This window comes from Achromobacter animicus (assembly GCF_040775605.1).
GTDB lineage: Bacteria > Pseudomonadota > Gammaproteobacteria > Burkholderiales > Burkholderiaceae_B > Achromobacter > Achromobacter animicus.
This window is the reverse complement of sequence record NZ_JAYGJK010000001.1, coordinates 4,470,424-4,488,941: the sequence shown is the minus strand read 5'-3', so window position 1 is coordinate 4,488,941 and position 18,518 is coordinate 4,470,424. Positions and strand designations below refer to the sequence as shown.

Genomic DNA, 18,518 nt, shown 5'->3' with positions numbered 1-18,518 from the left:
GAACAAGCCGGGAGTCTATCGCAACGCATCGCGCGGTCAGGCTGAGTGCGGGATCAATGCGTTCGTCTTGATCTGCGTGGAACCGCGCTGCCACATGGCGCAGATACAATCGCCCGGTCGTTTGCACCGCAGCGACAGCCGTTGTTCACAGGGAAGCAGTACATGTACACGTATTTGAAGCTCGCCGCCGCAGCGGTGCTGGTGGGATGCGCCTTTTCGGCCATCGCCGAACCAGACCACCAGGCCGAACGCCTCTATGACCGCGCCGTCCAGCAGGACGCCGGGGCGCTGAAGGCGCTTCAGGATCTCGCGAAGGACAACGATCCCGAAGCGCTCATGGCGCTGGGTTTCATGTATGAGCACGGCGTGGGCGTCAGCCGCGACGTCAAATTGGCCATCGCCAACTACGCGCTGGCGTGCCATCAGGGCGGTCAATACGGGTGTGCCAACGCCGCCTACTTCTTCGAGTACGGCATCGGTGTCGACAAAGACGCCAGCATCGCTGAGCGCTACATCGGGCTCATCGCCAAGGACGACATCGACAACATCGACGACATGAAAGAGCTGGAGCGCCAGCGCCACATCGTTTACGAGGGCAAGGCCGCAGCCGAGACGGACGTCGAAATGCGGCTGCCGGTCATCGAATACCTAGAACGTCACGTCGGGTCGGCCTCCTCCGATGCCCGCGCGATGATGGCGCGAATCGGCTTCACCAAACTGGACACCCTGCGGTTGGCGCGCGTCTGGGCAGAGCGGGACAAAGAACCCGAGATGCTGTTCCGTGTTGGCAGCTTCTACAACTTTGGCTACTCGCACGTAGAGAAGAAGGACGCCGAGGCCTTCAAGTGGTGGCAACGCGCGGCAGAAGCCGGCGAGCCACAATCGCAGAACCTGTTGGGCCTTGCCTACTTGCAAGGCAAGTGGGGCGTGGATCAGGATCCGCCCGTCGCCGTGTCATGGTTCGAGCGCGCGGCCGCGCAAAGCGACCGGGATGCGTTGGTCAATCTGGGCGAAATCTACTACCTGGGCGAGATCGTTCCGGTCGATTACGCCCGGGCGCGTTCCCTGTTTGAAGAGGCGATTGAGCAGGGCTCCGCCCGTGCACCAAGATTCCTGAGCTGGATCTACTACAACGGCCAGTCGGTAAAGACCGATTGCCAAAAGGCCCTGCAATACCGCCAGGAGCGGCGCAACCATCAACCGGATCCGCAGGACGATGCCAAGTTCCTGGGCCAATGCAAAAGCGATCTGGACCAGCGCAAACAGGCGGGCAAAGCGGCACCCACGCTGCGCCTGCAGCACAAGTCGACGTACCACGGCGGCAACGGCGGCGCCTTGGCCTGCGAACCGCATTTTGTCGTCACCACCGACAAGCTGGGTGAAATCGCCAATCTGCGGGTGACGGTCGAATTGAAGAATGACCAGGGCGCGACGACGCAGCGCACCCTGGCGTTCAGTCCGTTTGGCATGAACACGATGAACGAAGGCCTGGATGGCCGGGCATGGGATTCGTTCAGTTCAAGCACCTTGTTGCCGATGAAGACCCCGGAATTCTGCGATTTTCAGGCCGACTACCGGATCACGGAAGCGACCGGGCTCGTGAATGGCCGGCAAGTGGATCTGCTCGCGGAAGGGATGTTCGCGAACTAACCCCGGCAACCCGCTCTTTCCGTTCCTGGAAGTGAGGCGGGCTGAGCCGAAGCCGCTCAATCCCCTCCGGCTTCTACATCCCCGCCAAGCAATCGGGCGCGCAGGTCGATTGCTGGAAGGGTTGACGTGGTTCCGATGCGCGCGAGCGCGTCACCGCAAACGCCAACCCGTTGAAAACTCGCAGCAGCTTTCCGCCAATTCCGCCACGCTCTCGCAAAACGCCACATCCGCATCCCGGCGGAACATCGCGCTGTACACCGACTGTGGCGGCGCGACGGTGGTGCGCGCGATGACGAGTTGCCGCGTGCTGACCATGTCTGCGAAGTAGTCGCGGGGCAGGCAGCTCACGCCAAAGCCCGCGGCGGTCAATCCGGCCATCGCGATGAGACTGTTGATGGTGAAGATGTTGCTCGCCGCCGTGTGCGGACGCAGCCAACCGTCGTAGATCATGTTCAACCCGGACTCGCGGCTCTGCCGCAGCAGCGGCAGCTTGGCAATGTCGGCCGGGGTGTAGATGCGGCTGGCGTCGATCAGGTCCGGACTGCCCATCCAGGCAAACTCCAGGCGTTGCAGCGCGACGACCTGCAGATTCGGTTCGGCAAACTCGCCGTGCAGAAATGCCATGTCCAATTGCCCGGCCTGCAGACGCTTGAGCAGGTCCGCGCCCAGATCGATGTGGGGTTCCAGCGTGATACGCGGATAGTGGGCGCGCAGCAGGCGGATCAGGGCGGGCAGCCACGTCATCGCGGTGATCTCAGTGATGCCGAAGCGGAACGTGCCCGTCAACGTGTGCTGTCCCTTCAGGCGAGCCAGCAGACGGTCGCGGTGCCCCAGCATCTGTTCCGCCAGGGCGTAGATCTCATGCCCCCGGGCCGTCAGTTCTGCCCGGTGACCCGACCGGTCAAAGAGGGCGATGTCGAAGTCGGCTTCCAGTTCCTGGATACGCTTGGTGATGGCCGATTGCGTCGTATGCAGCTTCTGCGCCGACGCAGAAAAGGTCCCCAGCCGGACGGTCCAATAAAGGGCTTCGATCTGTTTGAAAGTCAGCATGCGCGTGCCCGGCAGATCTTGAGGTTCATTCCGAAAGTTCCGATAAGGGGTAACCCCTATATTCTGAAAAGTGATGAAGTTCGCTGAAATTTAATCCCTTTTTTAGAATCGCAAAAGCTCGCACCATTCGGTCTGATTCATTACCGGACGCCCCGCCTCGCAAGCGACAGCGCGAAAAACGGAGCGTCCTTCGACTCAGGACAAGCAGACCGACATGGCTTCCATTTCCACCGGCGCGCGCCAATTGCCCGCCTCTCCCGTTGCGCCCGCTGCCGTACTGCAAGCGCTGGCAGGCATCGTCACCCCGCACCTTAGCGACAACCTCGCGCGCCGTGAGGGCATCACCGGACTGCGCCGTTACAACGGAAGCGGCAAGCTGGTCGGCACCGCGCTGACGGTCAAGACCCGGCCCGGCGACAACCTGATGATCTACAAGGCAATGATGCAGATCCAGCCGGGTCACGTGCTGGTTGTCGACGCCGGCGGCGATCTATCCAATGCCGTGCTTGGCGAAATCATGAAGCGCTATCTTCAGATCCACGGCTGCGCGGGCGTTGTCGTGGACGGCGCCATTCGCGACGTTGCGGCCTTTGAAGCCGACAGTTTCCCCTGCTATGCGCGCGGCCATATCCACCGCGGGCCCTACAAGGACGGCCCCGGCGAGGTCAACGTGCCGGTGTCGATCGGCGGGCAGGTCATCAACCCGGGCGACATCCTGGTGGGCGACGAAGACGGGCTGGTCAGCTTCGCGGCGTCGGACGCCGAGGCGCTGATCGCCGCCGCGCGTGCGCATGCCGACAAGGAAGCGCGCATCATGGCTGAAATTGCCACGGGCGAGAAAAGCCAGAGCTGGATGCAGGCCGCGTTTGCCGCGAAGGGGCTCGCATGAACGCCGTCACCGCAGATTTCCTGGCCGAACGCACCCGCGCCATCAAACCTTCGCCCAGCATGATGGCCAAGAGCCGGGTCGACCAATTGCGCGCCCAGGGCCGCGACATCGTGGACTTCACCGTCGGCGAACCGGACCTGCCCACGCCGGGGCATATCGTCCAGGCAGGCATCGACACGCTCAACAGCGGCGACATCCGCTACACGTCGTCCGTCGGCGCCAAACCGCTGCTGGAAGCGGTGCGCGCCAAATTCAAGCATGAGAACGGGCTGGAATATGGCACGGACGAACTCATCGTCGGCGTGGGCGCCAAGCAGCTGATCTTCACCGCGCTGGCCGCCACTGTGCAGGCAGGGGACGAGGTCATCATCCCGGCGCCGTACTGGGTCTCGTATCCCGACATGGTGCTGGTCAATGACGGCACGCCGGTCGTGGTGGTCTGCCCCGAATCGGACGGCTTCAAGCTGACCCCGGAAGCACTGGAACGTGCCATCACGCCGCGCACGAAGTGGGTTCTGCTGAATACGCCCAGCAATCCCACCGGCGCGATGTACGGCGCGGACGAGTTGCGTGCGTTGGCGGCAGTCCTGGCACGCTATCCGCACGTCTGGCTGCTGACCGACGAGATCTACGAGCATCTGGCGTATGGCGAAGCACGGCATCAGTCCCCGGCTGCGGTGGCGCCCGAACTGGCCGCGCGCACGCTGACCATCAACGGCGTGTCGAAGGCCTATGCGATGACGGGCTGGCGCCTGGGATATGCCGGCGGCCCGAAGGCGCTGATCAAGGCCATGGCCACGTTGATCTCGCAAAGCACCAGCTGCGTCAGCGCGATCAGCCAGTCGGCCGCGCGCGTCGCACTGACGGCCGACCAGCAGTGCGTACGTGACGCCAATGCGTTGTTCCATGACCGACGCGATCGCATCGTGGCGTTGCTGAACGAGGTGCCCGGCATTCGTTGCCCGTTGCCGGAAGGCGCGTTCTACGTGTATCCGTCGGTCGAAGGCCTGCTGGGCAGAACCACGCCGGCCGGCCACAAGCTGGGCAGCGACCTCGACGTCGTGATGTATCTGCTGGACGAGGCGGGCGTGGCTTGTCTGGATGGCGCGGCTTATGGGCTGTCGCCGTATCTGCGGCTGAGCTTCGCGACCTCGATGGAAAACATCGAAGAGGGCTGCCGCCGCATTCGCGACGCATGCACGCGCCTGGGCTAAAGCCTTTTTTTGCAGCACCCATACCTACATACCAAGGGAATTCCATGAAGACGTTCATCTCCTCCTTCGCCGCCATCGTTGGCCTTGCCGCAACGCTGGCCCCCGCCGCCAATGCCGACACGCTGCAGGACATCAAGGCGCGCGGCAAGTTCATCTGCGGCACGATGGGCACGGCCGAGCCGTTCAGCTTCCAGGACCCGAAGACCCGCGGCATCGTCGGCTATGAAGTCGACGTGTGCCAGGCGTTGGCCGACAGCCTGGGTGTGCCGCTCGAACTCAAGCTGATTGCCGTCGAGGCGCGCATTCCTGAACTGATCGCCGGCCGCGTCGACGTGGTGGCCGCCAATCTGGGCTGGACGCCCGAGCGCGCCAAGCAGATCGATTATTCGCACCAGCATTTCGTCAGCCCGCAAAAAATCCTGTCGCGCGAATCGGACAAGGATCTGAAGGCGCCCGCCGATCTCGCCGGCAAGCGGGTCAGCGCCGTGCGCGGATCGTCGTCGGAGCAGGGCGCGCGCAAGAACATCCCGAATGTCGATCCGGTCACGTTCAAGGATCCCAGCGGCGCATTCCTGGCGTTGCAGCAGGGCAAGGTCAGCGGCTTCGTCGGTTCGGAACTGATGCTGGTCAAGCTGCAGCACCAGGCCGCCTCGAGCGCCGTACCGGTCAAGATCCTGGAGCCCGCGCTGTTCATCGAACCGTGGGGCGTCGGCGTGCGCAAGGGCGACACGGCAATGCTGAATCAGGTGAACAAGGTGCTGGACGGCATGGAAGCGTCCGGACAGGCTGCCAAGACCTTTGACAAGTGGTTTGGCGCCGGCACCCAGTTCAACATCAAGCGCGACTTCCGCATCGAAGAAATCAAGGGTTGATGCGCCGCGCGCGCTGGAGCCTGGTTCGATGCATTACATCTTTGACTTCAGCGCCATTTTTCAGGGCGAGTATCCGGACTGGCTGCTCAGGGGGTTGATCACCACCCTGGCGCTCGCCGGGCTTTCCTGGATTCTGGCGTTCTTCGTGGGCAGCCTGCTGGCGGTGATCCGCCTGACGGGCTCGCCTGTCGCCAATGGGTTGGTCGCGACGTATGTCGCGTTCCACCGCAACGTGCCCATGCTGGTGCACATCATGTTCTGGTACTTCGGCGTACCCGCGCTGCTGCCGTTCGCCGTCACCGACTGGCTCAACAGCCACGGCAGTGAATTCATCCTTTCCTGCATCGCAATCGGGCTGGTGATGTCGGCCTATGTCTGCGAAGACCTGCGCAGTGCGGTGCGCGGCATTCCTGCCGGCCAGGTCGAGGCCGCCCGCGCGTTGGGCCTGAGCTTTCTGAAGACCATGCGCAAGGTGGTGCTTCCCCAGGCCTTTCGCATTGCGATCCCGCCGTTGCTCAACCAGACCCTGTTGCTACTCAAGAACACGAGTCTGGCGATGGCCATCGGCGTGACCGAGTTGACCGCGGCCGCTCGCGAAATCGAGAACAACACGTTTCGAACGTTTGAGGCCTATGCCGTGGTGACGGTGATCTATCTCGTGCTCTCGTTCCTGATCATGGGCGGCGGCGCGATGCTGCAGCGACGCTATCGTCCGCTGGGAGTGCGCTGACCATGTGGGACATCCTTAAAGACAATTGGCTGCTGCTTCTGATCGGCCAGTATCCGCATGGTCCGATCGGCGGCCTGGCCGCGACCTTGGGTCTGGCTGCCATCAGCCTCGCCCTGGCGCTGCCGTGCGGCGTGCTGCTGGCGCTGGGCCGCATCAGCCCCTACCGGATCTTCTATTGGCCTTCGTCGGCCGTGGTCTACCTGGTGCGCGGCCTGCCGCTGCTGATGTTCATCTTCTGGGCCTACTTCTTCGTGCCGATCATCATCGGCCGTCCTGTCGCGGGCTCGACCACGATGGTGGTGGCGCTGGTTTGCTACGAAAGCGCGTATCTGGCCGAGATCATCCGCGCCGGCATCCAGGCGCTGCCGCCCGGCCAGCAGGAAGCCAGCCGCGCGCTGGGCCTGTCGTACATGCAGACCATGCGGCGCGTCATCCTGCCGCAGGCGCTTTACAACATGCTGCCCAGCATGCTGAGCCAGTTCGTGTCCACGGTGAAGGAAACCTCGCTGGCTTATGTCATCAGTGTCCAGGAGCTGACGTACGCCGCCAACCAGATCAACAGCGTATTGCTGACCAAGCCGTTTGAAGTCTTCGGGCTGCTTGCGTTGACTTATTTCGTCCTGAATTTTGGCCTGAGTTCCCTGGTGCACCTGACCGAACGCCGCATTGGCCGACGGCGCGCCGGACTTGCGCCTGCCCAGAAAGTGGTGCCCACATGATCCGATTTTCCGAAGTGCAGAAGTGGTATGGCGAGTATCAGGCGCTGGCCGATGTGACGGCGCAGGTCGACCGGGGCGAGGTGGTCGTGGTGTGCGGGCCCTCCGGCTCGGGCAAGTCCACGCTGATCCGCACCGTCAACCGGCTGGAGCCCATCCAGAAGGGCGTCATTGAAGTCGACGGCAAGGACATCTACGGCAAGGACGTGCACCTGGACGCGCTGCGCAGCCACATCGGCTTTGTGTTTCAGCAGTTCAATCTCTTCCCGCATCTGTCTGTGATGGAGAACCTGATGCTGGCGCCGCTGCAACTGAAGCGCGCCCGCCGCCCCGAAGCGCGCGAGCGTGCCATGCAACTCTTGGAAAGAGTGGGGCTGGCCCACAAGGCAGAGGCCTATCCCTCGCAATTGTCCGGCGGTCAGCAGCAGCGCGTGGCGATCGCCCGCGCGCTGGCCATGAATCCGCCGGTCATGCTGTTCGACGAGCCGACCAGCGCGCTGGACCCGGAAATGGTCGGCGAAGTCCTGCAGGTGATGAAGGGCTTGGCGAAGGATGGGATGACCATGGTGTGCGTGACGCACGAGATGGGCTTTGCCCGTGAAGTGGCGGATCGCGTCTGGTTCATGGACGCCGGTCGTATCGTGGAAACCGGAACGCCGGATGCTTTCTTCAATCGGCCGCACACTGCCCGCGCGCAGAAATTTCTGGCGGAGATCCGGCATTGAAACCGGGGCTGCCGTGCGGCAGCCCTGCTATCGCGCGACCGTCAGCCGCAAGGCGCCTGCCATCCGGCCACGGCGTCTTCCGTCACTGTAAAAACGATGATGCTGTTTTTATTTCGCGGCAGTATATTCATCCGCAGAATCAGCATCTTTGGGATGATTGAGACGGTCGCAGGCGTCGGGTAGATTTCGCATCAAGCATGGTGCGATGCGCCTGGCGCCCGACCAGAACAAGTCCCAAGTGACAAATCGCATTCCGGAACTTGCCGCGCTTTTGGCGCCGCGCAAGAGGTATTTTCATTGACCGTTGTTCTATGCATCGGAGGCCGCAATGAATATCCGCGATACGTCTCATCCAGCCCGCCCCTTCCCGTGTGAATCCGTATCGGGCTACGCAATGAGCCCGCGAAACACGCGGTTCGTCCACGCCTGATCGAACGAGCACCCCCGCACCGCATGACACCGATCTCTGCGTCTTTGGATGCTTGGGTGGCGGGCCGGCGCTGGTGTCCGCCAATCGGGACACCAGCGCTGGCGATTCCAACGATGCGGACCTGGAGATTTTCATGAACAAGTCGATTTTCCCTTGCATGGCGATCGTGCTCTCAGGCGTCTGCCTGTCGACGGCCGCCCAGACCGTTACGCCGCTCAAAGGCCAGACTCCCGAATTGACCCAGCAGGACATCGCCGCGTGCCAGGCGCAGTCGGCCAACACGTCGAGCGCGGCGGCCGCCGACACGCCTTCGGCTGGCGGACGAGCCCGTGGCGCAGCAGCCGGCGCCACGGCGGGCGCTGTCGTCGCAGGCGCGCGTGGGCGCCAGCACGAAGAGGTGTATGACCGTATGGATGACGACACCAAGCAGGCGTACCGGCAGAACCAGGCGAAGGACGCCGCCGCGGCGGGCATGGTGGTGGGCGGGTCGCGCCAACGACAGGACCGGCGTCAGGATCGTGCGAACCAGGCGCAGCAGAGTGCGAACGCTTCGTCGGCTTATGCCGCTTGCATGCAGCAGCGCGGCTATCAGGTCGGGCCGTGAACGCGCAGGGCGTGTTTTTTCATGCGTTACCCAGTTTCCCGTGCGACACACCACAAAAGGAGTACGTCATGTCTCATAAATATTCCGCAGTCTGCCGGACCGGTATGGCCCTCTTCACCATCATTGCGGCTGGCTTTCTGTTTGGCGGCTGTACCACGACACCGCCGTCCAAACCGTCTGCTGCGCCCAAGACCGATACGCGGGCTGCTTTGGACGACGCGGCCAATGCGACCTTATCCAAGCTTTACGAAGCCGCGCCGTCATCCCGTGAGCTGGTCGCTCGCGCCAGGGGCGTGCTGGTGTTCCCGGATGTGCTCAGCGGGAGCTTCATCGTCGGAGCCGAGCATGGCAAAGGTGTGCTGCGCGTAGGGCAGTCGGCGGTAGGCTACTACCGCACTACGTCGGGGTCGATCGGCTTTCAGGCGGGCGCGCAATCAAAGGCCATGGTCCTGCTGTTCATGACGGATGATGCCTTGAACAAGTTTCGCAACAGCAGTGGCTGGACGGTCGGCGCCGATGCCACGGTGGCGATCGTGAATATCGGCGCCAACGGACGCATCGACACGAACACTGCGAAGCAGCCGATTGTTGGCTTCGTGATGAACAACGGAGGCCTGATGGCCGGCGTCTCGCTAGAGGGAACGAAGATCTCGAAGTACGAGCCGTGAAGGCCGAAGTGGACCGCCCGCGGAGTCACTTTCAGGACGACGGTGACTCTTGCGGGCCTGTGGCTTCGATGGCAGATGCCCTGGGCCGGCAATCGCCTGAGGTCGCCTCCCGGGGCTCGCAGGCCCCTTGCGCTGCGCGGTATTATCGCGAGTCCACCAGCCGCAAGGAAGGGAATGAATCAGCAGCAGCGCACGACCAAACGCCGCCGGATTCCGCGCAAGGCCTGGGCCTTGGGTCTGGCCATCGCCGCAGCCGTGGGGTTTTATGCCTGGAGGGAATCCCCGCTGGGTCCAGGCCTGACCGAAAGCAAGATACACAAGATCCTGGTCGCCGCCATGGAAACGCCCACCAATGCCCCGGGCAGCGCCTGCGTCAATGTGGTGGGTGTGCGGCCCTTGCCGACCGATGTCTATACGGTCTTCCTGGAAGAACAGGACAAGGTCGTGCAGGGGCTGATCAAACACGGACTCATCACGGTCAAGCGCGTCAGTGCTGACGGCGATGGTTCACCTCCAAAACCGGATGAGGATCCCGACGACGCCACCAGCCACATGGCGCTGACCGAAAAGGGCCGTGCGTACTACACCGATGGCGAGGTCCGCCTCGCTTCCAAGCTGGTCTATACCGCGAAGTTCTGCGCCCCTGGTCTGCAGGTCGGCAAGATCCTGGACTACTCCAAGCCGGGCAAGAATCCTTTCGACGACAACCCCAACGCGGTGTCGGCGGTGAAGTTCGAATGGCGGCTGGATCGCGCCACGGCGGATTGGGCAGCGGACCCCGCGTTCTATCCCCAGATAAGCGGCTTTGCTTCGAGGGATCAGCCTGACGAGTGGCAGACCCGGCACATCATGCTGGAACGGAAAAACGGTGTATGGGGGTTGGGGGACGATCCGTATAAGATCCGCTGGTGAGGCGGACGGCTGCCACGACTTGAGCGGGGATCGTCAACACGCCTACGCGCCGTTGCCGAACTTATCGCGGTAAGCGGCCGGACTCGTCATCACGATGCGCCGGAAGTGCCTGCGCATGGACTCCTCGGAGCCGAACCCGGCGAGTTCGGCGATGCGGCCAATCGGCAACGGCGTTCTGGCCTCCAGCATGTCACGCGCCGCGGCCACGCGTTCGCGGACCAGCCATTCATACGGCGCCATGCCCGTGGCGTCTTGAAACTGCCGTTGCAACGTGCGCGGGCTCATGGCTGCACGCTCTGCCAGTGATCGCAGGGTGTGTGGCAAAGCAGGATGCAGGCGCATCCAGTCCATCAGCTTGGCCAATCGCCCGCTTTCATCGTGCGGCATGGGGCGCGGCACAAATTGCGCCTGCCCGCCTTCCCGGTGCGGAGCCACCACGAGCCGTTGCGCCACCCGATTTGCAACGGCCCCCCCATAATCGCGTCGCACCAGGTGGAGCAACATGTCCAGACCGGCTGCCGAGCCCGCCGATGTGATGATCTGCCTTTCATCGACATACAGCGCGTCCGGCTGAACGCGCACTTGCGGGTAGCGCTGCTGCAGCTTGGCGGCGTATCGCCAGTGCGTGGTGACGGTCTTTCCATCAAGGACGCCCGCCGCCGCCAGCACGAACACACCGGAACAAATCGAACAGAGCCGCGCGCCGCGCTGGTAAGCCATCCGGAGCTTTTTCAGCAAGGGCGCAGGCGGCAACTCGTCCGCGTCGCGCCAGCCGGGCACGACGATCGTATCCGCCCGATCAAGTAGCTTGAGCGAGTAGGGCGCCGCCACGGTGATGCCGCCTGCCGCGCGCAGCGGGCCGGGCTCGACTGCGCAGACCGCGAAGCGATACCAATCGACGTCGAGCTCGGGACGCTCGAGCGCAAACAGCTCGGTCACACAGCCGAATTCGAAAGTACACAGCCGGTCATAAGCCAGCGCGACGACAAGGTGTTTTTCCATGGCGTGATGTTACCGGTAATTGTCATTTACGCCACTTATCCGGCGCGCGGTCCGCCGTCAGAATGAGGCTCCTGGATCGATCTTCCAGCATCGCTTCTTTGGCCCATTCACACAGAGTACAAACATGCCGACCCCCAACCCCGTCACCGCCATCCCCGCCGCCGACAGCGCATCCGCGCTCGCCCACTTTCGCGCAGAACTGCAATTCGAGACCGATTGTTCAGATGTCGCCGGCGCGTTCGCCAGCGGCTCACCCGGTTTCGTGCTGCTGGACGTGCGTAGTCCCACGCTGTTCGCGCAGGGCCATGTGCCGGGCGCGGTGAATCTGCCGCACGGAAAGATAGTCGAGTCGAAATTGGCGAGCTATCCCGTGGACACGCTGTTCGTGACGTACTGCGCAGGTCCGCATTGCAATGGCGCGACACGGGGCGCGATACGGCTTGCTCAGTTAGGGCGGCCGGTAAAGGTGATGCGCGGCGGGATCACGGGATGGCTCGACGAGCGTTTGCCGCTTGCGGGAATTGATGACGGGCAGGGCGGTGAAGGATCTGAGCGCAAATAGCCTTGAAATCCCGCACCTTTCGTGGGGGGCGGAGGTATCGTTTCGCGCCAGTCAGGGCAAAGATCATTTTGACCCTACGCCGCCTGAATTCTCGCTATCATCCACGGCACCATGCCGACCAAAACCTCGCTCCCTGCCGCCTGCGCCGCTGCGCTGTGCGCACTCTCCCTGACCGCCACGGCGGCGCCGCAGGCTTCGCCTTCGTTCGACTGCGCCAAGGCGCGCACGGGCGCAGAAAAGGCCATCTGCGCGAACCCGCAACTTGCGGCGCTCGATGCGAGCATCGCCAAGCGCTACAACGAGGCGCGTAAATCTCTGGACGCCGTCACGGCCGAAGCGCTGTTGCGCGACCAGCGCGATTTCACCAAGGTGCGCGACGATGCCTTCGAGCAGCCGTTCGACAAAGACAAGTCAGTCGAGGAAATCGCGACCCGCATGAAGCACCGGGACGCGTTCCTTGCCTCGCTGGATTTGGCTGAACGCAAGGGCTTTACCGGCAGATGGCGCAACATCTCGGGCGAGATCACGCTCTGGAAGGAGCCCGACGGCGACATCCTGTATGAAGGATCGGCCGAAAAGCCGCGCACCGGAAGCTGGTCGTGCAACGTGGAGGCTTCCGGCAAGGCCAAGGGCGAACGGCTGCAGGTCAAGAGCGTCGACACGAAGGGCTGGGTACTGAACCTGAAGCGCCAGGGCGATGCCTTGGTCGTGGAGGAACAGCCGCCCGGCGCGGGTGCATCGGGTCCGCCTTATTGCGGCGCGAATGGAACCTTGGCCGGCACGTTTTTTCCGATACGCTGAGCGATAGCCGAAATGCATGGCTGCGGGTCGAGGCGCAAGCGCCATACCCGCACAAGATTATCGCCAACACGCGGCGCCTTCCGAGGCCGACATCGGCTGCGATGTCTTCGTCGCTGCGGGCTTCCTGCCTTCCTGAGCGGCACGCAGGATTGAAGGCGGCGCCGTCCGCTTCGTTCTGATCTGCATAAGCCACAGCGTAGTTGTTCAGCGCGTCGGAAAAGCCCCCGCCACGCCCGGGGTACGCAGAAACCCCAACTTCATCTCACGCACCAGCCGGAAATAGAAGCCTTTTCAGGGTAAGATTTATCAAGAATGGCTCTTATTTACATTACGATTTGGCCGGGGCTCGTCTGTTCCGGCGCGGAATGATCCCCGCTTGCTCTGATGACGTCCTCCGTTTCCTCGCCCCTGACCGCCCCGCACGGTTCGCTTCTAGCGTCCTTGTACCGAGACCATCAGCCCTGGCTTTTGGGCCGTTTGTGTGCGCGCCTGCGCAACCGTGCCGACGCGGAAGACGTCGCGGCCGAGACATTCGTGCAGTTGGCGGAGTCGGGTGACGCGCCGCATCTACGCGAACCGCGTGCGTTTCTCTCCACGATCGCCAAGCGCGTGCTGTTTCATCTATGGCGGCGGCAGGATCTGGAGCGCGCCTATCTGCAATCCCTGATGGCAGTGCCTGAGGCCGTGGCGCTCTCCGCCGAGCAGCGCGCCCTGTTGCTTGAAGCGATCGAGCGCATAGATCGGGCGCTTGATCAACTGCCGGTTCCTGTCAAGACGGCATTCCTGTACAGCAGGCTCGATGGCATGCGCTATCCCGAGATTGCGCAGGCGTTGGGGGTGTCGCTCGCCACCGTCGAGCGCTATATGAAGCGCGCGCTGCTGCAGTGCCTGGCATGCGAACCCTGACGGCTGACGAGCGCCAGCCCGACTCGACGATTTTGGAGGCGGCGGTCGATTGGCAGGTAAGCCTGGAAGCCGGCCGCATGTCGGCCGCCGACCGCGACGCGTTTGAACGGTGGCATGATGCCGATCCCCGCCACGCCCAGGCGTGGCGCCGCGTGACGGGCGTGCTGCAGCAACCGATCACGGTCGTGCAGGAACTCAATGGGCCGTCGCATGGCCAGTTGCTCGCGGCGCGCAAGGCGCTCCTGCACAAGCGCCGGCGGCAAATGCTGCGCGGCGCGCTGGTGTTGGCAGGCACGGCAGGTGGGGGTCTGATGGCGCTGGATCGTGCGCGGCCAATCAGTCAGATGCTGGCCGATCTGAGCACGGGCACGGGCGAACGCCGCAGCTTCGACCTCCCCGACGGCAGCCACGTGATGCTCGACGCGCGCTCGGCCGTGGATCTTGATTTCTCCGGTGCACACCGGCAAATCTCGCTCAGAGCGGGAGGCTTGATTGCGCGGGTGCACGCGCACGCGGCGTCGGCTCTGGCGATCGGCACTTCCTACGGCACGCTGCGGTCAGCCAGCGGGCGCGTCATGGCGGCTCATCACGGCGATTCTGTTCGGGTCGTGGCGCTGGACGGCCCGGTAAGCGTATCCGCCGCGGACGGTAGCCAGGCCACGCTGCAATCCAGCCAAGGCGTCCGGCTGACCCGGAGGGGTCTGCAACCCTTGTCCGGCGATCCCACGGCACTGGCCAGCTGGCAAACCGGCATGCTCAGCGTCGACAATGCCCCGCTCGAAGACGTGGTCCAGGCATTGCAGGCGTATTACGTGGGTGTCCTGCGCGTGGCGCCAGCGGCACGCCGCCTTCCGGTCTTCGGCGTGTTCGCCCTTGATGATCCTGAGCAGGCTATCCAGGCGGTGTCGGCGAGCCTCGGCTTGCGGACCCGCCGGCTCGGATGGCTTATCTCGATCGACGTGCCCGAAAAAAATACGTGAATCGGTGAGGGGTTTTTCGTTCTCGCTCCACAACAAGGGTGAAACGAAACCTGGAGAAGCTTTCATGCCATACCGATTTACAGCGCCCCTGCGGCCCCTGGCCGTCGCCGGTTGGCTGGCCTGCGCCGCAGCCCCGCTGACCTTTCCCCTCAGCGCAGAGGCGGCGGATGCTGCGGCAGCCGGTGCTGCGGCAGCCGGTGCCCAGATCGACCTGAACCTGCCCGCCGGCCCCTTGACCGGGAGCCTTACCCGCATCGGCCAGTTGGGGGGACGCAGTATTGCCGCCGACCCGGCGCTGCTCGTTGGCCGTCAGGCCCCCGCGCTCTCTGGCCGCATGACCGCATTCGAAGCCGTGCAACGCGTTTTGGCGGGTTCTGACCTGCAGGCGGTCAGCCTCGCAAGCGGCGCCATCACGATACAGCGCTTGCCCAATCGCGCGGACGCTGCCGCGCCCGAGGTCCAAACCCTGCCGGTCGTCTCGGTGAGCACCGACCGTCTTGCCAGCAACCTGATGGCGCCCACCCGCTCGGTCACCGTGATCGAGGGCGAAACGCTCGACGACTTGCGCGACAACTCGCCCAATCTGGCCACGATGCTGACCAAGGCGGTGCCTGGCATGTCGGATTCAAGCCGGAACCTGACCGATTTCGGTCAGACGCTGCGTGGACGGAACGCGCTGATTCTCGTGGACGGCATTCCCATGAACACGAATCGCGACTCCTCGCGCAACCTGGTCAACGTCGATCCGGGGCGCATCGAACGTATCGAAGTCGTGCGCGGCAGCAACGCCATCTACGGCAGCGGCGCCACCGGTGGCATCATTTCGATCACCACCCGCCAGCCGGGTGGCGAGCCCATCGCCGAGACGAAGGTCGGCATGGACATGTCGCTGTCGAACCCGGGCGCAGCGGGGATGGGCGGTCAGGTGCAGCACTTTTTCTCGGGTAGCAAGGACCGGGTCGATTACGAGCTGGATCTCTCGTACCGCCGCATCGGCGGCTCGTACGATGCGCATGGTGACCGCATCGCGCCGGATGCCAGCCAGGGCGATCTGTTTGACTCCAACACCTACAGCATCGGTGGCAAGCTCGGCTTTCGCATCGACGCCAATCAGCGCGTGCAACTGGCCGCCAGTTACCTGCGCGCCCGGCAGGATACGGACTACGCCAGCGATCCTGCCGTGTCCCGCACGCCGCTTGGCTCGACCAATGCCCGCGCCATTAGAGGCCTGGATCTCGCGCGCCAGAACGAGGTCGAGAATACGCTGGTCAGTCTGAGCTACGACCACCGGGACCTTTGGGGCAGCAGCCTCTCGGCGCTGGCCTATGCCCGCGACAGCAGCACGCGTTTCGCGCCATCGGACTCGCGCGCCAACGTGAATCGCGGCAACAACGTCGACCAGGTCATGCAGAACAACAAGATCTTTGGCGGCCGCCTTACCATCGACACGCCGTTGACTGCTTCGGGCGATACCGCGCTCAGCTGGGGGGCGGACTTCATCCAGGAGCGCAGTGAAATGCCCCTGGACGTGTACGACCCGCAGATCTACGACCAGAGCGGCGGTCTGCAATTCCGGCGCATCGGCACGAATACCTATCTGCCCTGGACCACCACGCGCAGCGTCGGTATCTTCACGCAGCTTCAACACCGCTTCAATGAACGGTGGTCGGCAGAGGCGGGCGTGCGTTACGAGCGGTCGAGCGCCTGGTTCGATGATTTCCAGCCGTTGTCGCAGTCGCGCCTGGCCCGGCCCGCCACCGTGGAAGGCGGGCGCATCAGCTACGACGCGTTCATGTACAACGCGGGCGTGATGTTCCAGCCCGCCGACAATCATGAGCTGTACGCCTCGTTCAGCCAGGGTTTTGACCTTCCTGACGTGGGCCTGCAACTGCGCAATGCGCGTGCGGGCTTCGACATAAACTCGTCAGAGCTGCAGGCAGTCAAGACCAACAACTACGAACTCGGCTGGCGCGGACGCTTTGCCAGCACCGCCGCCTCGCTGGCCGTGTTCCGCTCCGACTCCGACCTTGGCGCGGTGCAGTCCTTCAACAACGGCCTCACGCTCACGCGGACGCGCGAACGCATCCACGGTGTCGAAGCTACCGTGGACCACTACTTCGACGACGACGTCTGGGCCGTGGGCGGCACGTTCACGTGGATGTACGGCAAGGAGAAGGCGCCGGGCGCGAGCGATACGCGCATCATGACGGGCTATCGCATTCCGCCCCTGAAGCTCACCGCCTACGCGCAATACCAGCCCAGCGAGCGCTGGCGCACGCGCGCGGAGCTGACTTACTTCGGCGCGCGCGACTATCGCCTCTCTGATGGCCGTACGCAATTCGCGCGCGCCGACGTGAAAAGCTACCTGACCGTCGACGTGATGGCCCGTTACGATCTCGACAAGCAGAACTGGTTCACGTTCAGCGTGCAGAACCTCTTCAATCGCCAATACCTGCCGCTCTACAGCCAACTGCTGCGCAGCGGCAACAACAACAGCCGCCTGCCGGCGGCGGGCGCAGTGCTCAGCATGACGTATACGCACCGCTGGTAAGCCGCCATGGCGCGCAAGGCCTGGGTCCAGGTTCATCGTTATTTGGGCCTGACCATGCTCCTGCTGCTGCTGGTCAACGCCGTGACCGGCAGTGTCCTGGCGTTCCAGCACGAGCTCGACCGCTGGCTCAACCCCCAGCTGTTCACTCCTGCACGGCAAGGCGTGGCGCTGCCGCCCGACGTCTTGATCGCGCGCGTGGAAGCGGCCGACCCGCGCCTGCGCGTCGCACTGCTGCCGCTCGACACGCGCCCGGGCGACGCCATCGAGCTTACGGTCGCGGCGCGCAGGCCGCCGGCCGAGGGCGCGTCCCCCTCACTGGCGTTCAACCGTCTGTTCGTCGACCCCGCGACTGGCGCGGTGCTGGGGCAGCGCCAGTGGGGCGCGTGGCGCATGGACCTGCCGCATCTCATGGGCTGGATGAACCAGCTGCACCGCACGTTCCTTTTGCCTGCGCCATGGGGCATGTGGCTGGTGGGCGGCCTGGCGCTCTTCTGGTTGCTGGCGTCGCTGATTGGCGCGTGGCTCACCCTGCCGGGGTGGGCCCAGGGCAGGCGGGCGTTCTGGCAGAAGTGGAAGCCCGCGTGGCAGATCAAACGCGGCGCCTCCCGGCAGCGGCTCACCTTTGATCTGCACCGTGCGGGCGGTCTTTGGACCCTGGCCGCGGCTATCGGACTCGCGGGCTCGGGCGTGTACTTCAATCTGGGCAACGAGATCTTCCGGCCGGCCGTCAGGCTGTTTTCCCCGATCACGCCGCATCCCGTCCAAAGCCTGCCCCGCCATGCCGGAACGCGACCGCCGCCCGCGTATGGCATCCAGGCGGCCATTGCGCGCGCACGCGAGCATCTGCCCCCAGCGGCTCTCGGCTTCCTGCCCTGGTACGCCAGCCATCTGCCGGACAAAGGCGTTTATCGCATCGCCTTCAAGGAAGACGGCATGCGCGAGCGCGCGCTGCGCCTGCGCTATGAACAGATCTTCATCGATGATCAGACCGGCATGCTGCGCGGCATGACGGGATACGACAGCGGTACGGCCGGCGATCGCTTCCTGATCTGGCAGTACCCGCTGCACACCGGCCGCATCCTCGGCTGGCCCGGCCAGGTGCTGGTCGCGGTGACGGGGCTGGTGGTGGCGTTGTTGTGCGTGACGGGTTTTCTGGTGTGGCGCGTGCGGCGCAAGGCGCGCCGGGGCGCGGGAGGGCGGGGCCAGGGCGGCATCTGAGAGGCAGGTCGGAATCCCCAGCTAGAGACGGCTCCGCG

18 protein-coding genes are annotated in these 18,518 nt (G+C 64.0%); 16 read left to right on the top strand and 2 right to left on the bottom strand.

What is annotated here, in order from left to right; translation table 11 throughout:
* Positions 1-162: 162 nt before the first annotated feature.
* Complete coding sequence (locus tag AB3147_RS20510; RefSeq protein ID WP_367352836.1) at positions 163-1,650, top strand: SEL1-like repeat protein; 1,488 nt, start codon at positions 163-165, stop codon at positions 1,648-1,650.
* A gap of 150 nt (positions 1,651-1,800) precedes the next feature.
* Here the strand turns inward: AB3147_RS20510 and AB3147_RS20505 are convergent, their stop codons facing one another.
* Positions 1,801-2,700, bottom strand: coding sequence for a LysR family transcriptional regulator (locus AB3147_RS20505; protein ID WP_291383322.1), 900 nt, complete (start codon positions 2,698-2,700; stop codon positions 1,801-1,803).
* A gap of 214 nt (positions 2,701-2,914) precedes the next feature.
* Between AB3147_RS20505 and AB3147_RS20500 the strand changes: the two genes are divergently transcribed.
* The 9 genes from AB3147_RS20500 to AB3147_RS20460 all read left to right on the top strand — a co-directional run bounded on the left by AB3147_RS20500 (position 2,915) and on the right by AB3147_RS20460 (position 10,460).
* A complete protein-coding gene (locus AB3147_RS20500; RefSeq protein WP_175139321.1) occupies positions 2,915-3,589 on the top strand; it encodes an RraA family protein in 675 nt (224 codons plus the stop codon).
* Positions 3,586-4,803, top strand: a complete 1,218-nt coding sequence (locus AB3147_RS20495) for an aminotransferase class I/II-fold pyridoxal phosphate-dependent enzyme (protein ID WP_367352835.1) — start codon at positions 3,586-3,588, stop codon at positions 4,801-4,803. Before AB3147_RS20500 ends, AB3147_RS20495 begins: the two co-directional genes overlap by 4 nt.
* Positions 4,804-4,847: 44 nt before the next feature.
* Complete coding sequence (locus tag AB3147_RS20490) at positions 4,848-5,675, top strand: ABC transporter substrate-binding protein (RefSeq protein ID WP_279974864.1); 828 nt, start codon at positions 4,848-4,850, stop codon at positions 5,673-5,675.
* Positions 5,676-5,703: 28 nt separating this feature from the next.
* Positions 5,704-6,405 (top strand): amino acid ABC transporter permease, encoded by a 702-nt coding sequence (locus AB3147_RS20485; RefSeq protein ID WP_175139318.1) that lies wholly within the window; start codon positions 5,704-5,706, stop codon positions 6,403-6,405.
* 2 nt (positions 6,406-6,407) lie between these two features.
* Complete coding sequence (locus AB3147_RS20480) at positions 6,408-7,124, top strand: amino acid ABC transporter permease (protein ID WP_367352834.1); 717 nt, start codon at positions 6,408-6,410, stop codon at positions 7,122-7,124.
* Entirely contained in the window at positions 7,121-7,846 is a 726-nt protein-coding gene (locus tag AB3147_RS20475) for an amino acid ABC transporter ATP-binding protein (RefSeq protein ID WP_175139317.1), read from the top strand. Before AB3147_RS20480 ends, AB3147_RS20475 begins: the two co-directional genes overlap by 4 nt.
* Before the next feature lie 563 nt (positions 7,847-8,409).
* On the top strand, positions 8,410-8,880 hold the full coding sequence (locus tag AB3147_RS20470) for a YMGG-like glycine zipper-containing protein (protein WP_239214211.1): 471 nt from the start codon (positions 8,410-8,412) through the stop codon (positions 8,878-8,880).
* Positions 8,881-8,948: 68 nt separating this feature from the next.
* Positions 8,949-9,548: a BPSL1445 family SYLF domain-containing lipoprotein gene (locus AB3147_RS20465; RefSeq protein WP_175125286.1), complete on the top strand. Its 600-nt coding sequence runs from the start codon at positions 8,949-8,951 to the stop codon at positions 9,546-9,548.
* Positions 9,549-9,722: 174 nt separating this feature from the next.
* Positions 9,723-10,460, top strand: a complete 738-nt coding sequence (locus tag AB3147_RS20460) for a hypothetical protein (RefSeq protein WP_367352833.1) — start codon at positions 9,723-9,725, stop codon at positions 10,458-10,460.
* Positions 10,461-10,502: 42 nt separating this feature from the next.
* On the opposite strand, the gene ftrA is transcribed toward AB3147_RS20460, so the two are convergent.
* Entirely contained in the window at positions 10,503-11,462 is a 960-nt protein-coding gene (gene ftrA / locus AB3147_RS20455) for a transcriptional regulator FtrA (RefSeq protein ID WP_367352832.1), read from the bottom strand.
* Between the two features lie 124 nt (positions 11,463-11,586).
* On the opposite strand from ftrA, the gene AB3147_RS20450 reads away from it, so the two are divergent.
* From AB3147_RS20450 to AB3147_RS20425, 6 genes are all read left to right on the top strand, one after another.
* The gene (locus AB3147_RS20450; protein ID WP_367352831.1) at positions 11,587-12,024 is read left to right on the top strand and encodes a rhodanese-like domain-containing protein; all 438 of its coding nucleotides are present in this window, start codon (positions 11,587-11,589) and stop codon (positions 12,022-12,024) included.
* A gap of 111 nt (positions 12,025-12,135) precedes the next feature.
* Positions 12,136-12,825: a lysozyme inhibitor LprI family protein gene (locus tag AB3147_RS20445; RefSeq protein WP_367352830.1), complete on the top strand. Its 690-nt coding sequence runs from the start codon at positions 12,136-12,138 to the stop codon at positions 12,823-12,825.
* A 384-nt stretch (positions 12,826-13,209) separates the two neighbouring features.
* The gene (locus tag AB3147_RS20440) at positions 13,210-13,731 is read left to right on the top strand and encodes a sigma-70 family RNA polymerase sigma factor (protein ID WP_175139312.1); all 522 of its coding nucleotides are present in this window, start codon (positions 13,210-13,212) and stop codon (positions 13,729-13,731) included.
* On the top strand, positions 13,719-14,711 hold the full coding sequence (locus tag AB3147_RS20435) for a FecR family protein (RefSeq protein WP_367352829.1): 993 nt from the start codon (positions 13,719-13,721) through the stop codon (positions 14,709-14,711). The genes AB3147_RS20440 and AB3147_RS20435 overlap by 13 nt, the downstream gene beginning before the upstream one ends.
* A 64-nt stretch (positions 14,712-14,775) precedes the next feature.
* Positions 14,776-17,262, top strand: a complete 2,487-nt coding sequence (locus AB3147_RS20430) for a TonB-dependent siderophore receptor (RefSeq protein ID WP_367352828.1) — start codon at positions 14,776-14,778, stop codon at positions 17,260-17,262.
* Positions 17,263-17,268: 6 nt separating this feature from the next.
* Positions 17,269-18,480: a PepSY-associated TM helix domain-containing protein gene (locus tag AB3147_RS20425; RefSeq protein ID WP_367352827.1), complete on the top strand. Its 1,212-nt coding sequence runs from the start codon at positions 17,269-17,271 to the stop codon at positions 18,478-18,480.
* Positions 18,481-18,518 lie beyond the last annotated feature (38 nt).

What these genes read in the sequence shown, in the direction of transcription:
- AB3147_RS20510 (WP_367352836.1), top strand. Translation starts at nt 163, where the DNA reads ATGTACACGTATTTGAAGCTCGCCGCCGCAGCGGTGCTGGTGGGATGC.
- AB3147_RS20505 (WP_291383322.1), bottom strand. Translation starts at nt 2,700, where the DNA reads ATGCTGACTTTCAAACAGATCGAAGCCCTTTATTGGACCGTCCGGCTG.
- AB3147_RS20500 (WP_175139321.1), top strand. Translation starts at nt 2,915, where the DNA reads ATGGCTTCCATTTCCACCGGCGCGCGCCAATTGCCCGCCTCTCCCGTT.
- AB3147_RS20495 (WP_367352835.1), top strand. Translation starts at nt 3,586, where the DNA reads ATGAACGCCGTCACCGCAGATTTCCTGGCCGAACGCACCCGCGCCATC.
- AB3147_RS20490 (WP_279974864.1), top strand. Translation starts at nt 4,848, where the DNA reads ATGAAGACGTTCATCTCCTCCTTCGCCGCCATCGTTGGCCTTGCCGCA.
- AB3147_RS20485 (WP_175139318.1), top strand. Translation starts at nt 5,704, where the DNA reads ATGCATTACATCTTTGACTTCAGCGCCATTTTTCAGGGCGAGTATCCG.
- AB3147_RS20480 (WP_367352834.1), top strand. Translation starts at nt 6,408, where the DNA reads ATGTGGGACATCCTTAAAGACAATTGGCTGCTGCTTCTGATCGGCCAG.
- AB3147_RS20475 (WP_175139317.1), top strand. Translation starts at nt 7,121, where the DNA reads ATGATCCGATTTTCCGAAGTGCAGAAGTGGTATGGCGAGTATCAGGCG.
- AB3147_RS20470 (WP_239214211.1), top strand. Translation starts at nt 8,410, where the DNA reads ATGAACAAGTCGATTTTCCCTTGCATGGCGATCGTGCTCTCAGGCGTC.
- AB3147_RS20465 (WP_175125286.1), top strand. Translation starts at nt 8,949, where the DNA reads ATGTCTCATAAATATTCCGCAGTCTGCCGGACCGGTATGGCCCTCTTC.
- AB3147_RS20460 (WP_367352833.1), top strand. Translation starts at nt 9,723, where the DNA reads ATGAATCAGCAGCAGCGCACGACCAAACGCCGCCGGATTCCGCGCAAG.
- ftrA (WP_367352832.1), bottom strand. Translation starts at nt 11,462, where the DNA reads ATGGAAAAACACCTTGTCGTCGCGCTGGCTTATGACCGGCTGTGTACT.
- AB3147_RS20450 (WP_367352831.1), top strand. Translation starts at nt 11,587, where the DNA reads ATGCCGACCCCCAACCCCGTCACCGCCATCCCCGCCGCCGACAGCGCA.
- AB3147_RS20445 (WP_367352830.1), top strand. Translation starts at nt 12,136, where the DNA reads ATGCCGACCAAAACCTCGCTCCCTGCCGCCTGCGCCGCTGCGCTGTGC.
- AB3147_RS20440 (WP_175139312.1), top strand. Translation starts at nt 13,210, where the DNA reads ATGACGTCCTCCGTTTCCTCGCCCCTGACCGCCCCGCACGGTTCGCTT.
- AB3147_RS20435 (WP_367352829.1), top strand. Translation starts at nt 13,719, where the DNA reads ATGCGAACCCTGACGGCTGACGAGCGCCAGCCCGACTCGACGATTTTG.
- AB3147_RS20430 (WP_367352828.1), top strand. Translation starts at nt 14,776, where the DNA reads ATGCCATACCGATTTACAGCGCCCCTGCGGCCCCTGGCCGTCGCCGGT.
- AB3147_RS20425 (WP_367352827.1), top strand. Translation starts at nt 17,269, where the DNA reads ATGGCGCGCAAGGCCTGGGTCCAGGTTCATCGTTATTTGGGCCTGACC.